The 20,369-nt window shown below is 72.6% G+C and carries 24 protein-coding genes and 1 tRNA gene; 15 read left to right on the forward strand and 10 right to left on the reverse strand.

Annotated features, from left to right (window positions below; translation table 11 throughout):
- On the forward strand, positions 1-315 hold a 315-nt coding region (locus ABZ471_RS08115), incomplete at its 5' end, for an amidase domain-containing protein (RefSeq protein WP_359063718.1).
- 20 nt (positions 316-335) lie between these two features.
- Here ABZ471_RS08115 and ABZ471_RS08120 read toward each other — a convergent pair.
- Positions 336-842, reverse strand: a complete 507-nt coding sequence (locus ABZ471_RS08120; protein WP_359063720.1) for a DUF4383 domain-containing protein — start codon at positions 840-842, stop codon at positions 336-338.
- 76 nt (positions 843-918) lie between these two features.
- The gene (locus ABZ471_RS08125) at positions 919-2,208 is read right to left on the reverse strand and encodes a hypothetical protein (protein ID WP_359063723.1); all 1,290 of its coding nucleotides are present in this window, start codon (positions 2,206-2,208) and stop codon (positions 919-921) included.
- A 367-nt stretch (positions 2,209-2,575) separates the two neighbouring features.
- On the opposite strand from ABZ471_RS08125, the gene ABZ471_RS08130 reads away from it, so the two are divergent.
- Positions 2,576-2,650 (forward strand) — tRNA-Val (locus ABZ471_RS08130).
- Between the two features lie 46 nt (positions 2,651-2,696).
- Here the strand turns inward: ABZ471_RS08130 and ABZ471_RS08135 are convergent.
- Positions 2,697-3,041, reverse strand: a complete 345-nt coding sequence (locus ABZ471_RS08135; protein ID WP_359063725.1) for a hypothetical protein — start codon at positions 3,039-3,041, stop codon at positions 2,697-2,699.
- Positions 3,042-3,191: 150 nt separating this feature from the next.
- Between ABZ471_RS08135 and ABZ471_RS08140 the strand changes: the two genes are divergently transcribed.
- Positions 3,192-3,665, forward strand: coding sequence for a carboxymuconolactone decarboxylase family protein (locus ABZ471_RS08140; RefSeq protein ID WP_359063727.1), 474 nt, complete (start codon positions 3,192-3,194; stop codon positions 3,663-3,665).
- Positions 3,666-3,777: 112 nt separating this feature from the next.
- Here the strand turns inward: ABZ471_RS08140 and ABZ471_RS08145 are convergent, their stop codons facing one another.
- On the reverse strand, positions 3,778-4,677 hold the full coding sequence (locus ABZ471_RS08145; RefSeq protein WP_359063729.1) for a 2-dehydropantoate 2-reductase: 900 nt from the start codon (positions 4,675-4,677) through the stop codon (positions 3,778-3,780).
- A gap of 93 nt (positions 4,678-4,770) precedes the next feature.
- Here ABZ471_RS08145 and ABZ471_RS08150 point away from each other — a divergent pair, with 93 nt between their 5' ends.
- From ABZ471_RS08150 to ABZ471_RS08170, 5 genes are all read left to right on the forward strand, one after another.
- The gene (locus ABZ471_RS08150; RefSeq protein ID WP_359063731.1) at positions 4,771-5,001 is read left to right on the forward strand and encodes a DUF2277 domain-containing protein; all 231 of its coding nucleotides are present in this window, start codon (positions 4,771-4,773) and stop codon (positions 4,999-5,001) included.
- Between the two features lie 187 nt (positions 5,002-5,188).
- A complete protein-coding gene (locus tag ABZ471_RS08155) occupies positions 5,189-5,749 on the forward strand; it encodes a GNAT family N-acetyltransferase (protein ID WP_359063733.1) in 561 nt (186 codons plus the stop codon).
- 180 nt (positions 5,750-5,929) lie between these two features.
- Complete coding sequence (locus ABZ471_RS08160; RefSeq protein ID WP_359063735.1) at positions 5,930-7,822, forward strand: FAD/NAD(P)-binding protein; 1,893 nt, start codon at positions 5,930-5,932, stop codon at positions 7,820-7,822.
- A gap of 89 nt (positions 7,823-7,911) precedes the next feature.
- Positions 7,912-8,367 (forward strand): DoxX family protein, encoded by a 456-nt coding sequence (locus ABZ471_RS08165; protein ID WP_359063737.1) that lies wholly within the window; start codon positions 7,912-7,914, stop codon positions 8,365-8,367.
- 256 nt (positions 8,368-8,623) lie between these two features.
- A complete protein-coding gene (locus tag ABZ471_RS08170; RefSeq protein ID WP_359063739.1) occupies positions 8,624-9,187 on the forward strand; it encodes a VTT domain-containing protein in 564 nt (187 codons plus the stop codon).
- A gap of 107 nt (positions 9,188-9,294) precedes the next feature.
- Here ABZ471_RS08170 and ABZ471_RS08175 read toward each other — a convergent pair whose 3' ends face one another.
- On the reverse strand, positions 9,295-9,939 hold the full coding sequence (locus ABZ471_RS08175; RefSeq protein WP_359063741.1) for an HNH endonuclease family protein: 645 nt from the start codon (positions 9,937-9,939) through the stop codon (positions 9,295-9,297).
- Between the two features lie 375 nt (positions 9,940-10,314).
- On the opposite strand from ABZ471_RS08175, the gene ABZ471_RS08180 reads away from it, so the two are divergent.
- Together ABZ471_RS08180 and ABZ471_RS08185 are read left to right on the forward strand one after the other, a co-directional pair.
- Positions 10,315-10,902 carry a TMEM165/GDT1 family protein gene (locus tag ABZ471_RS08180; RefSeq protein ID WP_359063743.1) on the forward strand — a complete coding sequence of 196 codons (588 nt, stop codon included), beginning with the start codon at positions 10,315-10,317 and terminating at the stop codon, positions 10,900-10,902.
- A 158-nt stretch (positions 10,903-11,060) separates the two neighbouring features.
- Positions 11,061-11,717 (forward strand): HAD-IA family hydrolase, encoded by a 657-nt coding sequence (locus ABZ471_RS08185; RefSeq protein WP_359063745.1) that lies wholly within the window; start codon positions 11,061-11,063, stop codon positions 11,715-11,717.
- Between the two features lie 12 nt (positions 11,718-11,729).
- Here ABZ471_RS08185 and ABZ471_RS08190 read toward each other — a convergent pair whose 3' ends face one another.
- Positions 11,730-12,680 (reverse strand): peptidoglycan-binding protein, encoded by a 951-nt coding sequence (locus tag ABZ471_RS08190; RefSeq protein WP_359063747.1) that lies wholly within the window; start codon positions 12,678-12,680, stop codon positions 11,730-11,732.
- A 163-nt stretch (positions 12,681-12,843) separates the two neighbouring features.
- Here ABZ471_RS08190 and ABZ471_RS08195 point away from each other — a divergent pair, with 163 nt between their 5' ends.
- Positions 12,844-14,883 carry an MFS transporter gene (locus ABZ471_RS08195; protein ID WP_359063749.1) on the forward strand — a complete coding sequence of 680 codons (2,040 nt, stop codon included), beginning with the start codon at positions 12,844-12,846 and terminating at the stop codon, positions 14,881-14,883.
- Here the strand turns inward: ABZ471_RS08195 and ABZ471_RS08200 are convergent.
- Positions 14,876-15,394: a GNAT family N-acetyltransferase gene (locus ABZ471_RS08200; protein ID WP_359063751.1), complete on the reverse strand. Its 519-nt coding sequence runs from the start codon at positions 15,392-15,394 to the stop codon at positions 14,876-14,878. The genes ABZ471_RS08195 and ABZ471_RS08200 overlap by 8 nt on opposite strands.
- Before the next feature lie 244 nt (positions 15,395-15,638).
- On the opposite strand from ABZ471_RS08200, the gene ABZ471_RS08205 reads away from it, so the two are divergent.
- The 3 genes from ABZ471_RS08205 to ABZ471_RS08215 all read left to right on the forward strand — a co-directional run bounded on the left by ABZ471_RS08205 (position 15,639) and on the right by ABZ471_RS08215 (position 17,446).
- Complete coding sequence (locus tag ABZ471_RS08205; protein WP_359063754.1) at positions 15,639-16,358, forward strand: YafY family protein; 720 nt, start codon at positions 15,639-15,641, stop codon at positions 16,356-16,358.
- 88 nt (positions 16,359-16,446) lie between these two features.
- Positions 16,447-16,857: a nuclear transport factor 2 family protein gene (locus tag ABZ471_RS08210; RefSeq protein ID WP_359063756.1), complete on the forward strand. Its 411-nt coding sequence runs from the start codon at positions 16,447-16,449 to the stop codon at positions 16,855-16,857.
- 64 nt (positions 16,858-16,921) lie between these two features.
- The gene (locus ABZ471_RS08215; protein WP_359063758.1) at positions 16,922-17,446 is read left to right on the forward strand and encodes a hypothetical protein; all 525 of its coding nucleotides are present in this window, start codon (positions 16,922-16,924) and stop codon (positions 17,444-17,446) included.
- 4 nt (positions 17,447-17,450) lie between these two features.
- Here the strand turns inward: ABZ471_RS08215 and ABZ471_RS08220 are convergent, their stop codons facing one another.
- A complete protein-coding gene (locus tag ABZ471_RS08220) occupies positions 17,451-17,885 on the reverse strand; it encodes a DUF1992 domain-containing protein (protein ID WP_359063761.1) in 435 nt (144 codons plus the stop codon).
- A 117-nt stretch (positions 17,886-18,002) separates the two neighbouring features.
- Between ABZ471_RS08220 and ABZ471_RS08225 the strand changes: the two genes are divergently transcribed.
- Positions 18,003-18,395, forward strand: a complete 393-nt coding sequence (locus tag ABZ471_RS08225) for a hypothetical protein (RefSeq protein ID WP_359063763.1) — start codon at positions 18,003-18,005, stop codon at positions 18,393-18,395.
- Between the two features lie 13 nt (positions 18,396-18,408).
- Here ABZ471_RS08225 and ABZ471_RS08230 read toward each other — a convergent pair whose 3' ends face one another.
- Together ABZ471_RS08230 and ABZ471_RS08235 are read right to left on the reverse strand one after the other, a co-directional pair.
- The gene (locus tag ABZ471_RS08230; RefSeq protein ID WP_359063765.1) at positions 18,409-19,080 is read right to left on the reverse strand and encodes an O-methyltransferase; all 672 of its coding nucleotides are present in this window, start codon (positions 19,078-19,080) and stop codon (positions 18,409-18,411) included.
- A 73-nt stretch (positions 19,081-19,153) separates the two neighbouring features.
- Positions 19,154-20,272, reverse strand: a complete 1,119-nt coding sequence (locus tag ABZ471_RS08235; RefSeq protein ID WP_359063767.1) for a DUF2330 domain-containing protein — start codon at positions 20,270-20,272, stop codon at positions 19,154-19,156.
- Positions 20,273-20,369: the final 97 nt, after the last annotated feature.

A 20,369-nucleotide genomic window follows, 5' to 3' on the forward strand; every position in this document is an offset into this window, starting at 1 on the left:
TACGACTTCCACAAGTGGTTCGGCAACGCCGACATCCAGTCGGACTCGTTCGTCGGCGTCAACGAGTTCTCCTGGTTCGCCCTGTCCTCCAAGCGGGTCACCAGCCTCGCCAACGTCTACCAGCTGGACCAGGGCGACGTGCTCCAGATGGACTTCAACAAGGACGGGTCCAAGGACCACTCCATGGTCGTCACCTACCGCAGCCCGCAGGGCGTGCCGTACGTGACGTACCACTCCACCAACACCTACAACCGGTCGGTGGCCAGCCTCGTCGCGTCGTACCCCACCGCGGCCTTCTACGCCTACCGCACCTGATGCCGCCGGTCCCGCCGCCCCTATGACGAGTCGGGGTGACGGGCCCGCCAGTACGGGTTGTCGTGCGGAAGGGTCGAACTGACCCTTCCGTACATCCCGAACACCATCAGCAGCAGGCCGACCACGAAGCTGAACAGCACGTTCTGGATCTTGAAGGCCAGGAAGTTGTAGTCGGTGTCGAGCAGCGAGAGGTTCAGGAACCCGCTGAGCAGGAACAGGATCCCGAGGGTCATGTTCAGCGTCGAGGCGAAGTTCCCGCCGATCACCATGCCCACGAGCAGCAGCAGCCCCACGCAGATCGACAGGATGCTGAGCGTTCCGTTCGTGTTCAGGCCCATGACGGCGTTTCCGCCGGTGTCGAAGAAGCCGATGTGGTCGACGATGCCGAGGATGCCGAAGGCGATCAGGAACGCGCCCATCACGCCCGCGCCGATCCGGTAGACCATGTTCAGGCGGTGGTCGACCGGAAGGTGATCGTCGAGCCGGATCCGATGCCGCGGTTCCTGGTGCACTGAGTGTGTGGCCATATCCGCCTCCTTCGTGTGCAGCGGAGGCCATACGTATGTCCCAATATCCGCCCGCTGCGGCTCGGCGGCAAACGGCTCAGTGAGCGCCCCGCTCCTCACGGATCTGCGCCACGACCCGGGTCACCGTCTGCCGCACGGCCTCGGTCTCGGTCAGGAAGTGCCAGTAGTCGGGGTGCCGGCCCTCCAGCGTGCCGATCGCCCGCTCCAGCCGGGCCACCGCATCGTCCAGCGGCCGCGCGTGGCGCGGATCCGGCGTCGTACGGCCCGTCATCGCCAGCCGCTGGGCGTCCCGGATCGCGAACCGGGTCCGGTCGATCTCCTGCTGCGGGTCCTTCTGCACGGCGTTCAGCCGGGTGAGCCGGTCACCCGCGGCCGACACCGCTTCGTCCGTGGTGTTCAGCAGCGCCCGCACCGTCGACAGCAGCGAGGTCGCGTCCGCCCAGCGCTGGGCGTCCCGGGCGGCCTGGGCCTCCCGCAGCTTCAGCTCGGCCTGCCGCACGTTCTCCGCGGCCAGCGCCGGCACCTGCTGCAGATCCTGCCAGCACGCCGCCGCGAACCGCCGCCGCAGCTCGCTCAGCACCGGATCGACCTGCCCGGCCCGGGTGGTCAGCGCCTGCGCCCGGGTCCGCAGGCTGACCAGCCGGTGATCGATCTCGGCCGCCTTCTCCGGCAGCCGCTCGGCCTCGGCCCGGATCGCCCCGGCCTCCCGCTGCACCCGCTCGGCGCGCTCCAGGGTCGGCGCCACGCCGTGCTGGCCGGCACCCTGGTTCAGTCTGGTCAGATCCGGCGAGAGAGCGGCGAGCCGCGCGGCGAGATCATCAGCCGCCAGTCCCCTCTCCCGTACGGCGTCCAGCGCGTTGCTCGCACCCAGCAGCGCCTGCCGGGCCCGCTCCACCGCGGGAGCGAGCCGAGCCAGCTGCGTCTCGGCCTTGCCGAGCAGGGGCCCGAGCGAACTGCCGAAGCGGTCCAGCTCCTGCTTGACCTTGGCCAGTTCGTCCCTGGCCGCGGTCAGCTCGCTCCGCGCCCGGGCCGCCGTCGCGGCCTCCAGGTCGTCCCGGTCCAGGTCATGGGCGTCCACGGCCTGGATGTACCGCTGGCTGACCTCGTCGATCCGCCCGCCCAGCGCCGCGAAGTCGGCCACCGCCCGCCGGGCCGCGGGGGTGTCGTCCACGGCCGTGATGGTCTCGATGGAGATCCGCAGGTCCCGCTGCGCGGTGTCCAGTTCGTAGAAGGCGGCCGCCGCGGCGTCCTTCGCGGCCTGCGCCTCGGCCCGCTGGCTCTCCGCCCGCCCGCCGAACCAGCGCCGGGTGCCGCCGCCGGCGAACGCGGCCGGCAGCGCGAGCACGGCGAGCACCGGCAGGCTCATCAGGGTGAGGGTGTCGGCCAGAGCCGAGGGTCGGCCCCGGCCCCGTACGGTGGACGGCGGGTGCGGGTACGACCGCGTTGCTGGCGTGCCCGGTGTCGCCGTCACATCCCTCTCCCGTGCCGTGGTTCGCCCTGGGTGGTGTCATTCTCCCACCCGTTGAAGACGAACACACGGGCCGGTCAGTTCGCCGTGCGCACCGTTACATTCCCCGCAGAAGCCCGCACCGACCCGTCGTCGGAGTGCGGACTCGGCGCCCCGCTCGAATCGGTGACCCGCACGGGCCCGTGATGCCGCGATACGGGTTTGCCGTGCACTGCCCTCGGCAAGGTAGGCTGGCCACTCGTCCTGGGCCCGTGGCTCGGGGCTGGGGTGCGTAGCTCAGGGGTAGAGCGCCTGCCTTACAAGCAGGATGTCGGCGGTTCGAAACCGTCCGCGCCCACCAGGTAGATCGAGAAGCCCCCGACCGGTGCCGGTCGGGGGCTTTCGTGTCACTCCGTCTCCTCGGTCTTCTCCTCGTGGGCGTGCTTCAGCTTCATGCGGGCCTCGACCCGCTCCGGTGCCGCGACCTCGGCCCAGAAGCGGTGGCCGCTGACGAAGACCGCCAGTTCGTGCTCCCGCCGCCGCAGCTTCTCCACCTCGGCCTGCTCGTCCGACGTCCAGCCGGGGGACGCGGGCCGCTCCGCCTTGCGCCAGCCGCTGGTGTCGCTGAAGCCGTCCATCGGCTCGACCGACCAGGGCAGCCGCTTGAGCAGGGCCGACAGCTCGGCCCGGACCTGATGCAGCTCCTCCTGGCCGGCGCGGAGGTCACCGGGGAATTCATAGGTCGTAGCCACGCGGCAATGCTACGCCTGTTCGATTTTGAGTGGCGAGTTCGGTTGTGGGGTTCACGCGAACGAGTTCGTCTCACAGCTGTTCGTGTCACAGCTGGGGGAGCTGTGTCGTCCCAGGGGTGCACCCAGCCGGTGACGACACAGGAGCGCACCATGGAAGCTCGGTTGAACCTCTCCGCCGGCCAGGTCGCAGCGAAGTTCGGGAAGCACCTCGTGGCGGCGGACAGGGCGCTCGCGGGCTCGGCCCTGCCGGCCGCGACGCAGGAACTGGTGAAGATCCGCGCCAGTCAGATCAACGGCTGCGGTTTCTGCGTCGACATGCACACCAAGGATGGCGCGCACGCCGGGGAGACCTCGACGCGCCTCAACCTGGTCGCGGCCTGGCGGGAGGCCACGGTGTTCACCGATGCCGAGCGCGCCGCCCTGGAGCTGACGGAGCAGGGCACCCGGATCGCCGACTCCGCCGGCGGCGTCACGGACGAGGTCTGGGCGAATGCCGCCAAGCACTACGACGAGGACCAGCTCGCCGCCCTGGTCTGCGTCATCGCCCTCATCAACGCCTACAACCGCGGGAATGTCATCGTCCGGCAGCCCGCCGGCGACTACCGGCCCGGCCAGTTCCACTGACGGGCAGGCGGTGGCCGCCGGCGTCGCGCTCGTCTCGGCGGCCTCCACCGTCATGCCGGTGCTGCTCGGCGCCGGCGCCCGGGACTCCTTCGGTCCCGTGCCGACGGGGCCCTCAGTGGCCCGCGGCCCGCAGTTCTCCCATCAGTCGGGCCGCCACCGGGACCGGTACGCCGTGCCGGTCCGACGCGCGCAGCAACGCTCCGCCGATGGCGTCCAGTTCGAGCGGTCGGCCCGCCTCGGCGTCGCGTTGCATGGAGGACTTGGCGGAGGCCGGGAAGGCGTCGTACCGGGACAGGGCCTGGGCCGGGTCCGCGGGGGCGCCGCAGGAGCGGCTGACCGCGGTGGTCTCGGCCACCAGGGCCTCCAGTTCGTCGCGGTGGCGGGTGCGGACCTCGCCGAGGGGGAGGCCGTAGCGGGTGGTGAGCAGGGCGAAGGGGGCGAGGAAGGCCATTTTCGCCCACAGGGCGGCCGTCTCGTCCTCCAGTACGCGGGTGGTCGCGCCGGTGGTGGAGAGGGTGGCGGCCAGAGCGTCGAGGCGGGGACGGGGGACGGGGTCGCCCGTCAGGTCGATCTCCGTGAAGGGGCTGCCGTGGTCGATGACGCCGGGGGCCACGCGGGTCGACTCCACCCGGATCACGGCGGGGGCCACGCGGTCGGGGCGGTAGCGGGTGCGCAGGGCCGCGGGGTGTTCGATGCCGTTCAGCAGCGGTACGACGAGGGCGTCGCCGAGTGCGGCGGGCGGGACGCGGGTGAGGGCGGCGTCCAGGGCGGTGTGCTTGACGGTGATCAGGCAGGCGTCCACCGGTTCGCGCAGCTCGGTGTCCGCCTCGACGGCCGCGGTGAAGTCGCCGAACTGGCGGCTGCGGACCTGGATTCCGGTGCTGCGCAGGGTGTCGGCCGTGGTCTTGCCGGCCAGGCAGATGACGCGGTGGCCGGAGCGGGACAGGAGGGCGGCGAGGAGGCCGCCGGTGCCGCCGGGGCCCAGGACGGCCACGGTCTGCTTCGTCGTCATGAGGATGTTCCTCTCGTCGGTCGGCCCCGGGGTTCGGTGGCCGCCTTCGGTGTGATCCTCGCAGGGGCGTGGGGTGTGCGTGAGACTGGGGGCATGTGCCGGAGTATCAAGACGCTGCGTCCGCCCGTGCTGCCCGGTGAGGCCACCGAGGACGACATCCGCGCCGCCGCGCTGCAGTACGTGCGGAAGGTCTCGGGGTTCCGGGCGCCCGCCGCCCACAACCGCGAGGTGTTCGAACGGGCCGTGGAGGCCGTGGCGGAGGCCACGGCGGACCTGCTCGGAGGACTGGAGGTACGGGGGCAGTCCGTGCGGCAGCCGGGGTAGCTGCCGGTGGCGCGAGCCACCCCGGCCGACGGCCGGTCGCTGCTTCCTCGCCGGGTCCGGTACGGCCTGGTCCTCGTCCGGATGATCGGACGGTTCGGCCCCGGAACCGCCGGCGGCTGTGATCGACTGGGTCGGTCGTCCGGGCGTCGAGAGCGGGGACGGCTCGTCGACCGACCGAAAGGGCCGTATGTCCGCCGCACGACTGGAAGTGGCCGCCACCCCATCGGACCCCGCGCTCCTCCTGCGGCCGTGGCGCGCTGCGGACGCTGCCGCGCTGGCGGAGGCGTACCGGGACGACGACCTGCGTCGCTGGACGAGCGCGGCCGTGGAGGACGAGGCGGACGCGGCCCGGTGGATCGAGGAGCAGCGGCGCGGGTGGGAGGACGGGCGCCGGTTCGCCTTCGCCGTCGTGGAGTCCGGCGGCGATGCGGGCCGGTTGCTGGGGCACATGGTCCTGAAGTTCGCCGCGGATTCCGGCGGCTCGTCCGCCGAGGTCGGCTACTGGACCGCGGCCCCCGCGCGCGGCCGGGGAGTGGCGCCCCGCGGGCTGCTGGCGTTGACCGACTGGGCCTTCGCGTCCTTCGGCGGTGACGGGCTGGCCCGTCTCGAACTGCTCCACCAGGCGGACAACGCGGCGTCGTGCCGGGTCGCGCAGAAGTGCGGGTACGCGTGGACGCGGCTGCTGCCGGCGGCGCCGCCCGCCTTTCCGCTCGACGGGCATGTGCATGTGCGGGAGTACCGCCGGTAGCACCGATCGTGCCGAGACCGAAATGACGGACAACTCGGGCCCGGGAAGGGCATCTTGGCCCGGCCGGAGACGGGGGTGTCCCCGACCGTGCGAGTACCGGGCAGGCATGATGAGGCGGACCGTCCGCTTCCTGTGGACGGTCTGCTGCCATGCGCCCCCACACGCCCGGGAGTCACACCTTTGTCTGCACCGACCCAGGAATCCCCCACGGTCTCCGTCGCCCTGGTCGGGGCCGGACCTCGCGGAACCAGCGTCCTGGAGCGTCTCTGTGCCTCCGCACCGGAACTCCTCGCGCCCGGGGTCCCGCTGACGGTCCACGTGATCGACCCGGCGCCGCCCGGCCCGGGCCGGGTCTGGCGGACCGCGCAGTCGGCCGAGCTGCTGATGAACACCGTGGCGAGCCAGGTGACGCTGTTCACCGACGCCAGCGTGGACTGCTCGGGGCCGATCCGTCCGGGCCCGAGCCTGCACGAGTGGGCGGACGGCGAGCTGGGCCCGGACGACTACCCCACGCGCGCCCACTACGGCCGCTACCTGGAGTGGGTGTTCGCGCGGACGGTCCGGGCGGCCCCGCGGGCGGTGCGCGTCGAGACCCACCGGGCCCGTGCCGTACGACTGGACGACGGCCCCGACGGCAGCCAGGTGCTGACTCTCGAGGACGGCCGCGTGCTGCCCGGCCTCTCGGCGGTGGTCCTGGCCCAGGGGCACCTGCCGACGGCCGCGGACGAGGGGCAGGAGCGGGCGGCCGGACATGCGGCGCGGCACGGTCTGCGTCTCGTCCCGCCCGCCAATCCGGCCGACGTCGACCTGTCCGCACTCGCGCCGGGCGAGCCGGTGCTGCTGCGCGGCCTGGGCCTCAACTTCTTCGACCACATGGCCCTGTTGACCACCGGGAGGGGCGGACGCTTCGTCCGTGACGCCGACGGGGTCCTGCACTACCGGCCGTCCGGCCGGGAGCCGCGCCTGTACGCGGGGTCGCGCCGCGGGGTGCCGTACCAGGCGCGCGGCGACAACGCCAAGGGCCCCTACGGCCGTCACCTCCCGCTGGTGCTCACGCCCGAGGTGATCGAGGGTTTCCGCAAGCGCGCCGACTCCGGTGCGGCGCCCGACTTCCTCGCGGAGGTATGGCCGTTGGTCGCGAAGGAGGTGGAGGCGGTCTACTACGGCGCGCTGACCGGCCGGGCCGATGTCGCCGAGCGCTTCCTGGCCGTGCCGCACGGCGACTCCCGGGAGGCCGTGCTGCTGGACGAGTCCGGGGTCCGTGCCGAGGACCGCTGGAGCTGGGAGCGGGTCTCCCGGCCCTACGGGGACCTGGAGTTCACCGGTCCCGGGCAGTGGCGGGGGTGGCTGCTGGCGTATCTGCGCGAGGACGCGGCGCAGGCCGCCCTGGGCAACGTACGCGGCCCGCTGAAGGCCGCCCTGGACGTGCTGCGCGACCTGCGCAACGAGATACGCCTGGTCGTCGACCACGGCGGCCTGACCGGGGAGTCCCGGCGCGCGCACCTGGACCGCTGGTACACCCCGCTCAACGCCTTCCTGTCCATCGGCCCGCCCAGGCGCCGGATCGAGGAACTGGCGGCCCTGGTGGAGGCGGGGGTGGTCCAGGTGCTGGGCCCGCGGCTGGAGGTGCGCGCCGGGCAGGGGGCGTGGGTGGCGCACTCGCCGGACGTGCCGGGCTCGGCGGTGCGTGTGACGACCCTCATAGAGGCGCGCCTTCCGGAACCCGATCTGCGGCGGACGGCGGACGAGTTGCTCGCGGGGCTGCTGCGCGGGGGCGCCTGCCGGCCGCACACGGTGGACGGTTACGAAACCGGGGGACTGGATGTGACGCGCCGTCCCTATCGCCTGATCGACCGTCAAGGACTGGTCCACACAAGGCGGTTCGCGTTCGGTGTGCCGACGGAAGGGGTGCACTGGGTGACCGCGGCGGGGGCCCGTCCGGGGGTGGATTCGGTCACGCTGTCGGACGCCGACGCGGTGGCGCGGGCCGTCCTGCGGGCGGCCGCGGCCGAAGCGGAACCGCGGGCGGAAGCGGAACCCCGACCTTATGTTGAACTTGCAAGCATTGATTAGGTCCGCCTAACCTGGGTCCCTCGTTCGGTACTGCCGTCCCCCCACCACCGGCCCGTCCCCGGCCGGCACCGAAGAGGAGAACCCCCCACATGTCCGCACGCCTCAACTCCGCTCAGCCGTACGTCATCGGGCTGTTCCGCGTCGTCGCCGGCCTCCTGTTCGCCGTGCACGGCGCCGCCTCGCTCTTCGGTGTCCTCGGCGGCGCCATGGGCTCCGGCGGCGGCACGATCCCGTCCGGCACCTGGCCCGGCTGGTACGCGGCCGTGATCCAGCTGGTCGCCGGCGGGCTCGTCCTGCTCGGCCTCGGCACCCGGGGCGCCGCGCTGGTCGCCTCCGGTTCGATGGCCTACGCGTACTTCGACGTCCACCAGCAGGCCGCCCTGTGGCCCATCCAGAACGGCGGCGAGCTGTCCGTCCTGTTCTGCTGGGCCTTCTTCCTGCTGGTCTTCACCGGCTCCGGCGCCTTCGGCCTGGACCGGCTCGCCACCCGCCGTACGGCGGCGGCGCAGGAGCCGGCCGCCGAGAAGGCCCCGATAGCCGCCTGACCGACCCGGCACGGCACCACGGCCGCGGCCGGCGCGAGAACGAAGAGCGTCGGCCGCGGCCGACGTGTGACCGCAGCGGCCGACGTGTGACCGCAGCGGCCGATGTGTGAACAAGCCATGTCGATCCCATGAGCCCCCCGCGGATCTCCTGTCACACCCCCGGCGTACGCTGTATGGCTGTCATCGGGGGAGCTACGGGGGAGTAGTCGTGTGGGAGAGCGTGGGGTCACTGACCGCCGGTCCATGGATCTATGTCATGGTCAGCCTGTCCGTGCTGCTCGACGTGTTCGTGCCGGTCCTGCCGAGCGGTGTGCTCGTCATCACGGCGGCCACGGCAGCGGCGGCGGGTTCGGGTGCGGCGACGGGACGGGTCCCGCACGACGTGCCGGACATCCTCGCCCTGATCCTGTCCGCCGCGACCGCCTCGGTCCTCGGCGATCTGGTCGCCTACCGGCTGGCCTGGCGCGGCGGTGACCGCCTGGACCGCGCGATAGCCCGTTCGCGCCGTCTGACCGCCGCGCAGGAACGTCTCGGCGACGCGCTGTCCCGGGGTGGCGGCGCCCTGGTCGTCCTGGCCCGCTTCGCCCCCGCCGGCCGCTCGGTGGTCTCGTTCTGTGCGGGGGCCGCCCATCGCCGCGCCCGCGACTTCGTCCCGTGGTCGGCGCTGGCGGGCCTGTCCTGGGCCGCCTACAGCGTCGCCCTCGGCTACTTCGGTGCCCGCTGGCTCGGCGCCACGTGGCTGGCCACGGCCGTGTCGCTCGCGGCGCTGTTCGGGGCCGGGGCCGTGGCCGGGTTCCTGATGCGGCGGCGGCCGGCGTAGCCGTCCGGACACGCGGCCGCCCCCCTCGGGCGGCCGTACGCAGGCGGCGGCCGAGGGGGGCGGGTGGACTCCGGCGGTCTGCGGGACTCCCGGCGGTCAGCGGGCGGTCAGCAGCTCGCCAGGTCGTTCGTCAGCGCGGACTTCTCCGCGGAGTCGACCGAGAGGTCGTAGTAGTACTTCACCTGGACCCAGGCGCGCACGTACGTGCAGACGTACGCGGAGCGGGACGGGATCCACGTCGACGGGTCCTGGTCGCCCTTGGCCTGGTTCACGTTGTCGGTGACGGCGATGAGCTGGGGGCGGGTGACGTCGTTGGCGAAGGCCTGGCGCTGGGCGGTGGTCCACTGGCTCGCCCCGGAGTCCCAGGCCTCGGCGAGCGGCACGAGGTGGTCGATGTCGAGGTCGGAGGCGGCGGTCCAGGTGGCACCGTCGTACGGGGAGTACCAGCTGCCGCTGGTGGCGGTGCAGGCGGAGTTGGTGACGACGTTCGAGCCGTCCCGCTTGAGGATCCACTCGCGGGTGTTGCAGGTGCCCGAGATGGTGATCCAGGTCGGGAAGAGGTCGCGGTTGTAGCCGGTGCGGTTCTCGGTGGCCACGGTGAGCTGGGAGAGGTAGCTGCGGGCGGTGGCGGCGCTGACCGGTGTGGGGAGGGCGGCGGAGGCGCTCGGGGAGTTGAACAGGGCGGCGGAGGCTATCAGGCCCGTGAGGGTCGCGAGTATGCTCAGTCGTCGACGCGCGTAGAACTTCGGCATGCGAACTCCCTGGTGGGGTGGGGGTGTTGGAGCGCGAGCGAGGGAATGCTCGCGGTGCCGTGTTGCGGGAAAGTGAGCGCTCGGTAAGAAGCTAATGACGCGTTCATGACACGACAAGGTCCGGGGCGGAACTTTTGCGTCCCGTACTATGGGGTGTGCAGAAGGGGAGTAGCTCTTCGCCGGACCGTCGACATACTGCTCAGCCAGCCTGAGCCGGCGCCCGGAGGGCGGATTCCGTGAGGACGCCCAGCGAGACCTTCGGCAAGCAGTGCACGCCTGTGCCCCACGGCACGGGTGCCGAGTGTGCTGCCATGCCGAGGTGTCTCATGTGAGGTTCAGCACTCTCGGCGGGGCAGCCCGACCGATTGAGGACTCTTGATCAGCATCACCGTGACGGCGCTCGTCTTCGGCGTCGTCCTCCTCGCCGAACTGCCGGACAAGACCGCGCTCGCCGGCCTCGTGCTCGGCACCCGCTACCGCGCCTCGTACGTCTTCGCGGGCGTCGCCGCCGCCTTCCTGCTGCACGTCGTGCTCGCCGTCGCGGCCGGCAGTGTGCTGACGCTGCTGCCGCAGCAGATCGTGCACGCGCTCACCGGTGTCCTCTTCCTCGGCGGCGCCTCGGTGCTCTTGATGCAGAAGGGCGGGGCCGATGATGACGCGGACGTCCGCAAGCCGGCCGACCAGTCCTTCTGGAAGGTCTCGGGCGCGGGCTTCATGCTCATCCTCATCGCCGAGTTCGGCGATCTCACCCAGATCATGACCGCGAACCTCGCCGCCCGTTACGACGACCCGATCTCCGTCGGGCTCGGTGCGGTCCTGGGTCTGTGGGCGGTGGCCGGACTCGGCATCGTCGGCGGAAAGGCCCTGATGAAGCGGGTGCCGCTGCAGCTGATCACGCAGATCGCCGCCCTGCTGATGCTGGGGCTCGGCGCGTGGAGCCTGTACGAAGCCGTCGCGGGCTGAGCTGAACGGACGGTGAACCCTCGGCGGAGGTGGTGGCGGGACCCGGACAGGTTTTGTACCGTAGAGAAACAAAGTGGCTCCCGCTCGTTCTCCCTGACCGGCGGGCGGGGCCGCCTTGTCCCTCTGTACCTCGGGGTCCCTCGCTTTTGGAGCTGCCGATGCCGGCCACCGTTCTCACCGCCCGCGCCCTCCTGCTCGACATGGACGGCACCCTCGTCAACTCGGACGCCGTCGTCGAGCGCATCTGGCGGCGCTGGGCCGGGCGGCACGGGCTGGACGGCGACGAGGTGATGAAGGTCGTCCACGGCCGGCAGGGCCACGCCTCGATGGCGGTGCTGCTGCCCGCCCGGCCGGTGGAGCAGAACCTCGCCGACAACGCCCGCATGCTCGCCGAGGAGACCGCCGACATGGACGGCGTGGTCGAGGTGCCCGGTGCGGCCGCCTTCCTCGCCTCCCTGGACGGCGTGCCGCACGCCCTGGTGACCTCCGCCGACGTCGCCCTGTCCACCGCGCGGATGGCCGCCGCCGGCCTCCCGCTGCCCGAGGTGCGCATCACGGCCGAGTCGGTCGGTGCGAGCAAGCCCGACCCCGAGGGGTTCCTGAAGGGCGCCGCGGAACTGGGCGTCGATCCGGCGGACTGTGTCGTTCTCGAGGACTCCGGTGCCGGTATCGCGGCCGGGCGCGCCGCGGGCATGACGGTCGTGGGCGTCGGCCCGCGCGCCGCCCTCCACGGCCCCGACGTCGTCGTACCCGACCTCACGCGGGTGCGGGTCGAGGCCCTGGGGGACGGGACGGTCCGGCTGCACGTGGCCTGAACGGCCTCGTCCTCAGTCGTCGGACGGGCCGAGGGAAGGCTCCGTCGTCTCCGACTCCAGGCTCTCCCGGGTGGCCGGGCCGTACACGCCCAGCTCGTCGGCGCGGATGTCGCGGGCCCACTGGTAAGTGCGTACGGCGTCCTCCACGGGGTCGGTGAAGACGCCGTTCGCCTGGTCGTCGTAGAGGTTCAGCTGCCTGAGCCGCAGCTGGAGTTCGGTGACCTCCGGGCCCTTGTCGCCGTGCCGCAGCACCGGCGTGGCGGTGGGTGCCGCGTTCGGGGTGCCGACGGCCGTCGTCGAGGGGGCCGGGGACGCCGACCGGGACGGGGTCGGGGACGGTGTGGGGGCCGGGGCGGAGGAGGAGACGCTGGGGGACGGGCTCGCGGAGGCTGTCCGGGAGGGGGCCGGCGAGGCCGGGCGGGTCGAGGGCGGCGGTGCGGGCGCCGACGACGTGGCCGCTGCCGTCACGTCCGGGACGCTCTCCCGTACCTCCTGGGCCGCCCGCTCCCGCGAGGGCGTGTGGTACGAGAACAGCCCGCTCGCGAAACCGGCCACCGCCACGACCGCGACCCCCGCGCCCGCGACGGACAGCAGGAGCCTGCGGCGGGAGCGGCGCCGGGGTTCCTCCACCGGTGCTCCGCCGGTCTCGGGCGGGTGCGGTGGTTCCGTTTCGAAGAGCCGCAGGTCCGTGGCGTCGGCGCCGGGCAGCGGGCGCAGCGGCAGGGTGGCCTCGACGGCCGGTGCCGGGCGGGTCTCCTGCGGGGCAGGCCCGTCGGGGACTCCCGCGACCTCGACGTACGGGCGGATGCGCAGCGGATCGAAGTCCTCCGCCGCTGCCGCCTGAGCCGTACGTGCCTCGCGCAGGGCGTCGGACGCCCGCTGTGTGCAGTCGCAGGACGGGGTGTTGTCCGCCCCCCTGGGCGCCCCGCACTCGGGGCAGGTGTGCCCCCTCGGTTCCGTCACGCGTTCGTCCCCTCCCCTCGGGAACTCCCGAGTTTATGCAGACCTCCTCCACATACGCCGAACCGGAACACGCGGCAAACCGGCCAGACAGGGACCTCAACAGGCCATAAACGGTGACACCGCCCACGATGAGAGGAGTGCATTCGAGCCCCGGGAGGTCTCCATGGCCCTGGACACGCACGGCACGGAGAAGGAGTCGAACGCCGACGAGCAGGTCTCCGCCCATGTGCTCGTCTCGATCGGCGCCCTGCTGCTCGGGCTGCTGCTCGCCGCGCTCGACCAGACCATCGTGTCGACCGCGCTGCCCACCATCGTCAGCGATCTCGGAGGCCTGGAGCACCTGTCCTGGGTGGTCACCGCCTATCTGCTGGCCTCGACCGCCGCGACCCCGCTGTGGGGCAAGCTCGGCGACCAGTACGGGCGCAAGAAGCTCTTCCAGACCGCGATCGTCATCTTCCTGATCGGCTCCGCGCTGTGCGGCATGGCGCAGAACATGCCCCAGCTGATCGGCTTCCGGGCGCTTCAGGGCCTGGGCGGCGGCGGCCTGATGGTGCTGTCGATGGCGATCGTCGGCGACCTCGTGCCGCCCCGCGAACGCGGCCGCTACCAGGGGCTGTTCGGCGCCGTGTTCGGCGCGACCAGTGTGCTCGGGCCGCTGCTCGGTGGCGTGTTCACCGAGCAGCTCAGCTGGCGCTGGGTGTTCTACGTCAACCTGCCCGTCGGCGTCGTCGCCCTCGCGGTGATCGCCACCGCCCTGCACATCCCGCGTCGGGCCGCCCACCATGTCATCGACTACCTCGGCACCTTCCTGATCGCCGCGGTCGCCACCTGCCTGGTGCTGGTGGCCTCCCTCGGCGGTACGACGTGGGCGTGGGGGTCGCCGCAGATCATCGGGCTCGCCGTGCTGGGCGTCGTCCTCGTCGTCGCGTTCGTCGCCGTGGAGCGCAGGGCCGCCGAACCCGTCCTGCCGCTCAAGCTGTTCCGCATCCGCACCTTCACCCTGGCCGCCGTCATCAGCTTCATCGTCGGCTTCGCCATGTTCGGCGCGATGACCTACCTGCCGACCTTCCTCCAGGTCGTGCACGGCATCTCGCCGACCCTGTCCGGAGTGCACATGCTGCCGATGGTGGTCGGCCTGCTGCTGTCCTCGACCGCCTCCGGGCAGATCGTCAGTCGCACCGGCCGCTGGAAGGTCTTCCCGGTCACGGGCACCGCCGTCACCGCCATAGGCCTGCTCCTGCTGCACCGGCTGGACGAGAACAGCCCGACCGCCGAGATGAGCGTCTACTTCTTCGTCTTCGGCCTGGGCCTCGGCCTGGTCATGCAGGTGCTCATCCTCATCGTGCAGAACGCGGTGTCGTACGAGGACCTGGGCGTCGCCACCTCCGGCGCGACCTTCTTCCGCTCCATCGGCGCGTCCTTCGGCGTCGCCCTCTTCGGCACCGTCTTCACGAGCCGCCTCGGTGACCAGCTCGCCGCCGCCTTCCGGGGCGTGAGCCTGCCGCCCGGCACGACGGCCGACGCCCTCAAGGCCGACCCGCGCGGCATCGCCGCCCTGCCGCCCTCGCTGCGCCCGGCGGCCCTGCACGCGTTCGCGTCGGCCATCACCGACGTGTTCCTGTACGCCGCTCCGGTCGCCGCCCTCGGCTTCCTCCTGGCCTGGTTCCTGAAGGAGGACCGGCTGCGCGGCTCGGTCACCGCGCCGGACGTCTCCGAGACCCTCCCGCCCAACCCGGTCGAACGCTCCTCCTACGACGAGGTGTGCCGCGCGCTGTCCGTGCTCGGCACCCGCGAGGGACGCCAGGAGATCTACCGGAAGATCACCGAGCGGGCCGGGTACGACCTGCTGCCCGCCGCGAGCTGGATGCTGCTGCGCATCCGCAGGTACGGCTCGGTGGAGCCCGGTGTGCTCGCCGAGCGCACCGACGTCCCGCTGCAGGTCGTCCTCAGTGCGGAACGCCAGATCGAGGAGCGGCGCCTGGTCGAACGCAAGGGTCTGGACCTGACGCTCACCGAGTCCGGCCGTGAGGCCGCCGAACGGCTGGCGAAGGCCCGCGAGGACTCCCTGGCCGAGTTGCTGGGCGACTGGTGGCAGCCCGGCCGGTCCACCGATCTGGCCAAGCTGGTGAAGCAACTCACCGGCGAACTGTGCGGCTCGGAGCGCGAGCGGCCACGCGACGGGACGGCGGCCAGGGTCATGTGACGGCCCCGGGTGCCGACAGGTCCTTGCGGAACCAGTGTTCGGCGTACTGGTCGTCGTTGTGCGGCTCGGTCTCGCGGTAGCCGAGGCGGGCGTACAGGGCGCGCGCCTCCACCAGGTCGCTGCGGGTGTCGAGGATCAGGTGCCCGGCCCCCAGGGTCCGGGCGGCCTCCTCGGCGGCGGCGACCAGGAGCGCGGCCCCGCCCTGGCCGCGCATCCCCTCGTACACGAACACCCGGGTGAGTTCGGCCGTGTCCGGGGCGAGCAGCCGCACGCCCGCCGAGCCGGCCGGCTCACCGTCGTACCGGCCGATCAGCAACTGCCCGGTGGGCGGCGCGAGTTCGGCACCGGTCCCGGCCGCGACCTCGCGCTCCAGCTCGTCCGGGTCGGTGCGGTGTCCCTCGTGCAGCAGGTACCAGCGGTCGCTGACCTCCGTGTAGTACGCCCGCCACAGGGCGGCGGCCGCCGGGGAGTCGTACGGTTCCGGGGTGATCGTCCAGGTCATGCCGGCCATTCTCAGGCGCGGTCGCGGACCCTGCGCAAGCGAATATGGGTGACCTCCGGGGAGTCCAGCCAGTCCTCCCGGAGGAACTGCTGTACCAGGTCGGCACAGTCGGCGAGGGACACGTCCTTGCCGCCGGCCGCCTCCCGGGCCGGCTCCAGGGCGAGCGGCGGGGAGAGCTGTCTTCACCCTTGCGCCGAGCGGGCCGCCACGGAATCGACGCGCCGGGCGGCGGAATTTCCGGAGACTGTCCTTCGTGAACCGAACAGATCGTCTCTACGCCCTGGTCGAGGAGTTGCGGGCCGCCGCCCCCCACCCGCGCAGCGCCCGCGCGCTCGCCCGGCGCTTCGAGGTCAGCCTCCGCACCATCGAGCGGGACCTGGCGGCGTTGCAGCAGTCCGGGGTGCCGATCCACGCCGAACCCGGCCGCACCGGCGGGTACGTCCTCGACCGGGAGCGCACCCTGCCGCCGCTGACCATCACCCCGGCCGAGGCGACCGCCCTGGCCGTCGGGCTGCATGCCCTCACCGGGACGCCGTTCGCGGCCGACGCGCGCAGCGCGCTGCACAAGGTGCTGGCCGTGATGCCCGGCCGGGAGCGGCGGGCGGCGGGGGAGCTGGCCGGGCGCGTGCAGCTGCTCGTACCGGTCACGCGGCCGGCCCGGAGCGCCGAGCCGGTGGTGCCCGCCGCGCTGCGGGAGGCGCTGTCGGCGGGGAGGGTGCTCCGCCTGGAGTACGCCGACGCGGCAGGCGCCGCCACCGCCCGGGACGTCGAACCGCTCGGCTTCCTCGGTGGCGAGGAGCACTGGTACCTGGCCGCCTGGTGCCGGCTGCGGGACGCCCCGCGCGGCTTCCGCCTCGACCGCATCCGCACGGTCACGGCCCTCGACGAGCGGGCCCCGGACCGCCCCGTCGACCTGGCCGCGCTGGACACCGTCGGCTCGGACCTGTTGCCCCTCGGCGAGCTGGGAATGTGACGGCAATCACCGACAGGGGGGTGTCGCGGACGGGGCGGAGGCTGGTGCCCGTTCCGAGCAGCGACGATCCTCATCGGAGGCACCAGCCATGACGACGACACCCCTGACGACCGGCACCCTCACCCCCGCCACCGGCATCGCCCTCTTCGACCGCTGGACCGCCCTGTGGAACGGCGACTTGAGCGACCCGGAGGCGTTCCTCGCGCCCGCTTTCCGTATCCGTTTCGGCAACGACCCCGAGAACGCGGCCACCGACGAGATCCACGGCCCGGCCGGCATCGCCTCCTACGTTTCCGACTTCCGTATCCGAAAGCCCGGACTGCGGTACGCCGTCGAGGGGACCCCTCTGGTGGACGGTGGGCTGGGGCAGGTCGCGTCCCGCTGGTACGTGACAGGGCCGGACGGCGCCCAGAAGAGCGGCATCGACATGCTGGAAGTGGTGGACGGGCGCATCGCGACCGTGTGGTCGGTGACCGGACTGCGCCGCTTCGCGCGCTGACGGCCGTTTGTGGCCCGTCTTCCGGGTCACCCGGGGAGAGAGCCGGCCGAAGGAGAGATGGGCCATGGCCAAGGACTGGGAGACCGGGCCGGTGCGGCCCGCACCCGCTGCGGAGGGCCTGGCGGCGGATGCGCGAGGGGAGCAGGCCCTGGGTACCGTCGCGCCTCGCCGGGACGTCGGCGCGGCAGACGACGAGATGCCCGAGGACGGGCTCGGCGTGCCCTCCCCGGGTGAGGTCACCGGGCGTGAGGCGGCGACGACGGAGGGCCGGGGGGCGGATGCCTGGCCGGCCCCGCCCGGCCAGGAGAGCACCGCGCTGCGGGTCCCGCTGCTGCCGCACGGGGAGAGGGAGCAGTGGGAGACGCGGCTGCTGCAGACGGTCGCCGGGTTCGTGGACGCGCCGCGTGCCGCGGTCGAGGAGGCCGACCGGGAGCTGGAGGAGATCGCCGCGCGGTTCGGCGAGGCCGTGACACGACGCCGCCGGACCCTGCGCATGTCCTGGCAGGAAGGAGTGGAGAGCGACACCGAGCAGCTGCGCCTTGCCCTGCGGGACTACGAGGAGCTGGCCGGACGCCTGCTGCACTTCTGACCGGCTACCCCTCCGACCCCGCAACGTCCCCTGTGGCGGCGGCCCTCCGCTGCCGCCACTCCCGTACGACCTCCTCGACGTCGTACGGCTTCTTGCCCAGTGGTGGGCCGGGCGGCGGCCGGAACATCATGTCGCGGATCTTCACGTTGACGTCGGTGATGATCTTGCGGACGATCCGCTCCGTGGGCGCTGCATAGGCCGCCGCGAGCGCGTCCTCGGCCTCCTTGCGCAGCGCCAGCGCCGGAGGCAGCACCGCCAGCCCCTCGCGGGCCATCTTCCGCTTGACCCACCACAGTTCGTCGTACGTGGAGTCGAGGTCGGCGGGCAGCGGCTCGCCCGCGCCCGCCAGCCGGTCGAACTCCCCCCGCTGCTGGGCATCGCGGATCTGGTGGTCGACCCAGGACTCGAACGGGATACCCGGTGGCTTTCGCTCGGTCATGAACCCATTGTGCCGGACGCGGCCCGGCCGGGCGTTTTATCATGCGGCGGCGGTCCGGCAAACGGGCCGCGGCACAAGGACGTTTCAGACGTCGCCGCTTCTTCAGGGGGAACGCACGTGCTCGAACTGACCATGGCCACCGTCTCCGGGGCCGACGCGGGCGCCACGGCCGGCATGACGATGGCCGACGCACCCAGCGAGCCGGGGGCCGTGCTCCGGGTGGGCCGGGACGCGTCCGTGTGCCGGCTGGTCACACCCGAGGACTGGCTGTTCGTCTCCCGGGTCCACCTGGAGTTCCTGTGCGGCCCCGACGGCAGCTGGCAGGTGTCCTGGCTGCGCGGCTCGCAGGCCGAGCCGTCCGCCGAAGTGCGGCTGATCGTCGGCGAGTACGCGCAGACCGTCGGCTACGGCGCCGCCGTCACGCTGCCGCGCGGCGGCTCCGGCGAGATCATCGTCCAGGACCGCACCGCGCCGCGCAGCGTCAACGTGGGCTTCTACCACGAGCTGTGAGCCCCGGGACGGCTCAGCTCAGCACCCGGGCCAGCGCGAAGCCGTCGTACCCCTTGCTGCCCACCGTCTGGAGCGCCGTGCCGGTGAGCCTCGGGTGGGCGGCGATCAGTTCGAGGGCGGCACGGGTGCCGACGATGTCCGCTTCCGTGCTGTCGGCATCGGTGACCCGGCCGCCGCGCACCACGTTGTCCACGACGATGAGGCTGCCCGTGCGGGAGAGTCTGAGCGCCCACTCCACGTAGTGGCTGTTGTTGGCCTTGTCGGCGTCGATGAAGACCAGGTCGAAGGGGGCCGGGTTCTCGTCGGCGAGCTTGGGCAGCGACTCCAGGGCCGGGCCCACCCGCACCTCCACGATCCGGTCCAGGCCGGCGCGGGCGATGTTGCGGGTGGCCACCTCGGCGTGCTTGGCGCTGTACTCCAGGGAGACCAGCCTGCCGTCCTCCGGCAGGGCGCGGGCCAGCCAGATCGTGCTGTAACCGGCGAGCGTGCCGATCTCCAGGATGTTCCGGGCGCCCTGGATCTCGGCGAGCATCTGGAGGAACTTGCCCTGGGGGGCCGTCACGCTGATGTGCGGCAGTCCGGCGGCCTCACTGTCGCGCAGGGCGGCCTGGAGCACATCGTCCTCCGGCGAGAGGTGGCTGCTGAAGTAGAAGTCGACGTCGTCCCAGAGCTGCGACCCGCTCATGCGTCTGCTGCCTTTCCCGAGTGTCTGCCCCGAGTCTTCACCCGAGGCTCTTGGCACGTCTCCCTGAATGGTCTCAGCCGAGCGGCGCGGACGGAGGGAAAGGCGGCGGGGTCCGGACCGGCGGCGGGGGAGCGACCGGCCGCCGGGAACGCCGTACGACGACCAGGACGACGGCCGTGACGACCAGCAGCAGACCGCCACCGACGGTCAGCAGCCACGCCGGGATCCCGGCCACCTCGCGCAGCCGGTCCTCGTGGACCACCTGCTGGACCGGGGTGTCGGCGGCCGTGCGGCGCAGCTCGTGGTCGCCGGAGATCCGGGCCGGGTCCGGGAACTGCTGGTTCAGGGCCGTCAGATAGGGCGTCCCCGTGGCGAGCCTGCCGAGCGCACCGGCCGGCTTGTCGAGGCGGCCGGCGAAGACGACGTCCGGCTGCTGCCCGCCGATCGCCGTGCGTGTCTCCATGCGGTGCGCGGCGAGCACGTACAGGCCGAGGGACTGCGGGGTGCGGGCCAGGCGGGACAGGCGCATCGGGTACACCGGCCGGTCGCTGGCGAAGGTGAGGTGGAGCGGGTCGAGGGCGCCGTGCAGCGGGGTGTGCGAGGACCGGGGCGCGAGCCGTACGGCCACGTACTCCCAGCGCCGGTCGACGTACGGCTGGAGGGCGGTCCTGAGCCTGGCCGGGAAGGTGAAGCCGTTGTCGTGCAGCCAGGTGTCCAGGGCGGCCGGGTCGGTGGCGGTCAGCCGGGCCACGTCGAACGGGCCCAGCCGCTGCCGGTCGACCACGTCGACGCCGCCCGCGGCGGGGGGCGCGGCGGCGGCCGCGTCGTCCTGGTCGTCGAAGGGCCAGTCGCCGTTCCGCGGCCAGAAGTGGTAGCGGGTGCGGTGCACGGGGGCGATGGCGGTGGCCAGCTGGTCGAAGAGGGCCGGGTCGCCGAGGCGGACCGTCGCCCGGTGCGGGACCGGCATGATCCAGGCGGCGCGGTCGGCGTCGCCGCCGACCGTCAGCCGCATGACGATCTGTTCCTGCCGTCCGTCCCAGCGCAGCAGGGACTGCTCGCTGGAGACGGCGATCTGCGAGGCGGGATCCGCGACCATGGCGCCGCAGCCGCAGGCGTAGGCGGGGGCGATGAGCCAGCCGAGCTGGACGCCGAGGAGGGCGAGGACGACGGCGAGGATGCGGGCGCGATTCACGGGGCTACAGACGGCGCCGGTATGTGATCGGTTCCGGCGCTGCGGCCACGCCGCCCCGAAGGGGCGCGGGGAACTGCGCGATCAGCCCCCGCCGGCC

Source organism: Streptomyces sp. NPDC005728, from assembly GCF_040630895.1.
GTDB lineage: Bacteria > Actinomycetota > Actinomycetes > Streptomycetales > Streptomycetaceae > Streptomyces.

What these genes read in the sequence shown, in the direction of transcription:
- ABZ471_RS08120 (WP_359063720.1), bottom strand. Translation starts at nt 842, where the DNA reads ATGGCCACACACTCAGTGCACCAGGAACCGCGGCATCGGATCCGGCTC.
- ABZ471_RS08125 (WP_359063723.1), bottom strand. Translation starts at nt 2,208, where the DNA reads ATGAGCCTGCCGGTGCTCGCCGTGCTCGCGCTGCCGGCCGCGTTCGCC.
- ABZ471_RS08140 (WP_359063727.1), top strand. Translation starts at nt 3,192, where the DNA reads ATGGAAGCTCGGTTGAACCTCTCCGCCGGCCAGGTCGCAGCGAAGTTC.
- ABZ471_RS08145 (WP_359063729.1), bottom strand. Translation starts at nt 4,677, where the DNA reads ATGACGACGAAGCAGACCGTGGCCGTCCTGGGCCCCGGCGGCACCGGC.
- ABZ471_RS08150 (WP_359063731.1), top strand. Translation starts at nt 4,771, where the DNA reads ATGTGCCGGAGTATCAAGACGCTGCGTCCGCCCGTGCTGCCCGGTGAG.
- ABZ471_RS08155 (WP_359063733.1), top strand. Translation starts at nt 5,189, where the DNA reads ATGTCCGCCGCACGACTGGAAGTGGCCGCCACCCCATCGGACCCCGCG.
- ABZ471_RS08165 (WP_359063737.1), top strand. Translation starts at nt 7,912, where the DNA reads ATGTCCGCACGCCTCAACTCCGCTCAGCCGTACGTCATCGGGCTGTTC.
- ABZ471_RS08170 (WP_359063739.1), top strand. Translation starts at nt 8,624, where the DNA reads ATGGTCAGCCTGTCCGTGCTGCTCGACGTGTTCGTGCCGGTCCTGCCG.
- ABZ471_RS08175 (WP_359063741.1), bottom strand. Translation starts at nt 9,939, where the DNA reads ATGCCGAAGTTCTACGCGCGTCGACGACTGAGCATACTCGCGACCCTC.
- ABZ471_RS08185 (WP_359063745.1), top strand. Translation starts at nt 11,061, where the DNA reads ATGCCGGCCACCGTTCTCACCGCCCGCGCCCTCCTGCTCGACATGGAC.
- ABZ471_RS08195 (WP_359063749.1), top strand. Translation starts at nt 12,844, where the DNA reads ATGGCCCTGGACACGCACGGCACGGAGAAGGAGTCGAACGCCGACGAG.
- ABZ471_RS08200 (WP_359063751.1), bottom strand. Translation starts at nt 15,394, where the DNA reads ATGGCCGGCATGACCTGGACGATCACCCCGGAACCGTACGACTCCCCG.
- ABZ471_RS08210 (WP_359063756.1), top strand. Translation starts at nt 16,447, where the DNA reads ATGACGACGACACCCCTGACGACCGGCACCCTCACCCCCGCCACCGGC.
- ABZ471_RS08215 (WP_359063758.1), top strand. Translation starts at nt 16,922, where the DNA reads ATGGCCAAGGACTGGGAGACCGGGCCGGTGCGGCCCGCACCCGCTGCG.
- ABZ471_RS08220 (WP_359063761.1), bottom strand. Translation starts at nt 17,885, where the DNA reads ATGACCGAGCGAAAGCCACCGGGTATCCCGTTCGAGTCCTGGGTCGAC.
- ABZ471_RS08230 (WP_359063765.1), bottom strand. Translation starts at nt 19,080, where the DNA reads ATGAGCGGGTCGCAGCTCTGGGACGACGTCGACTTCTACTTCAGCAGC.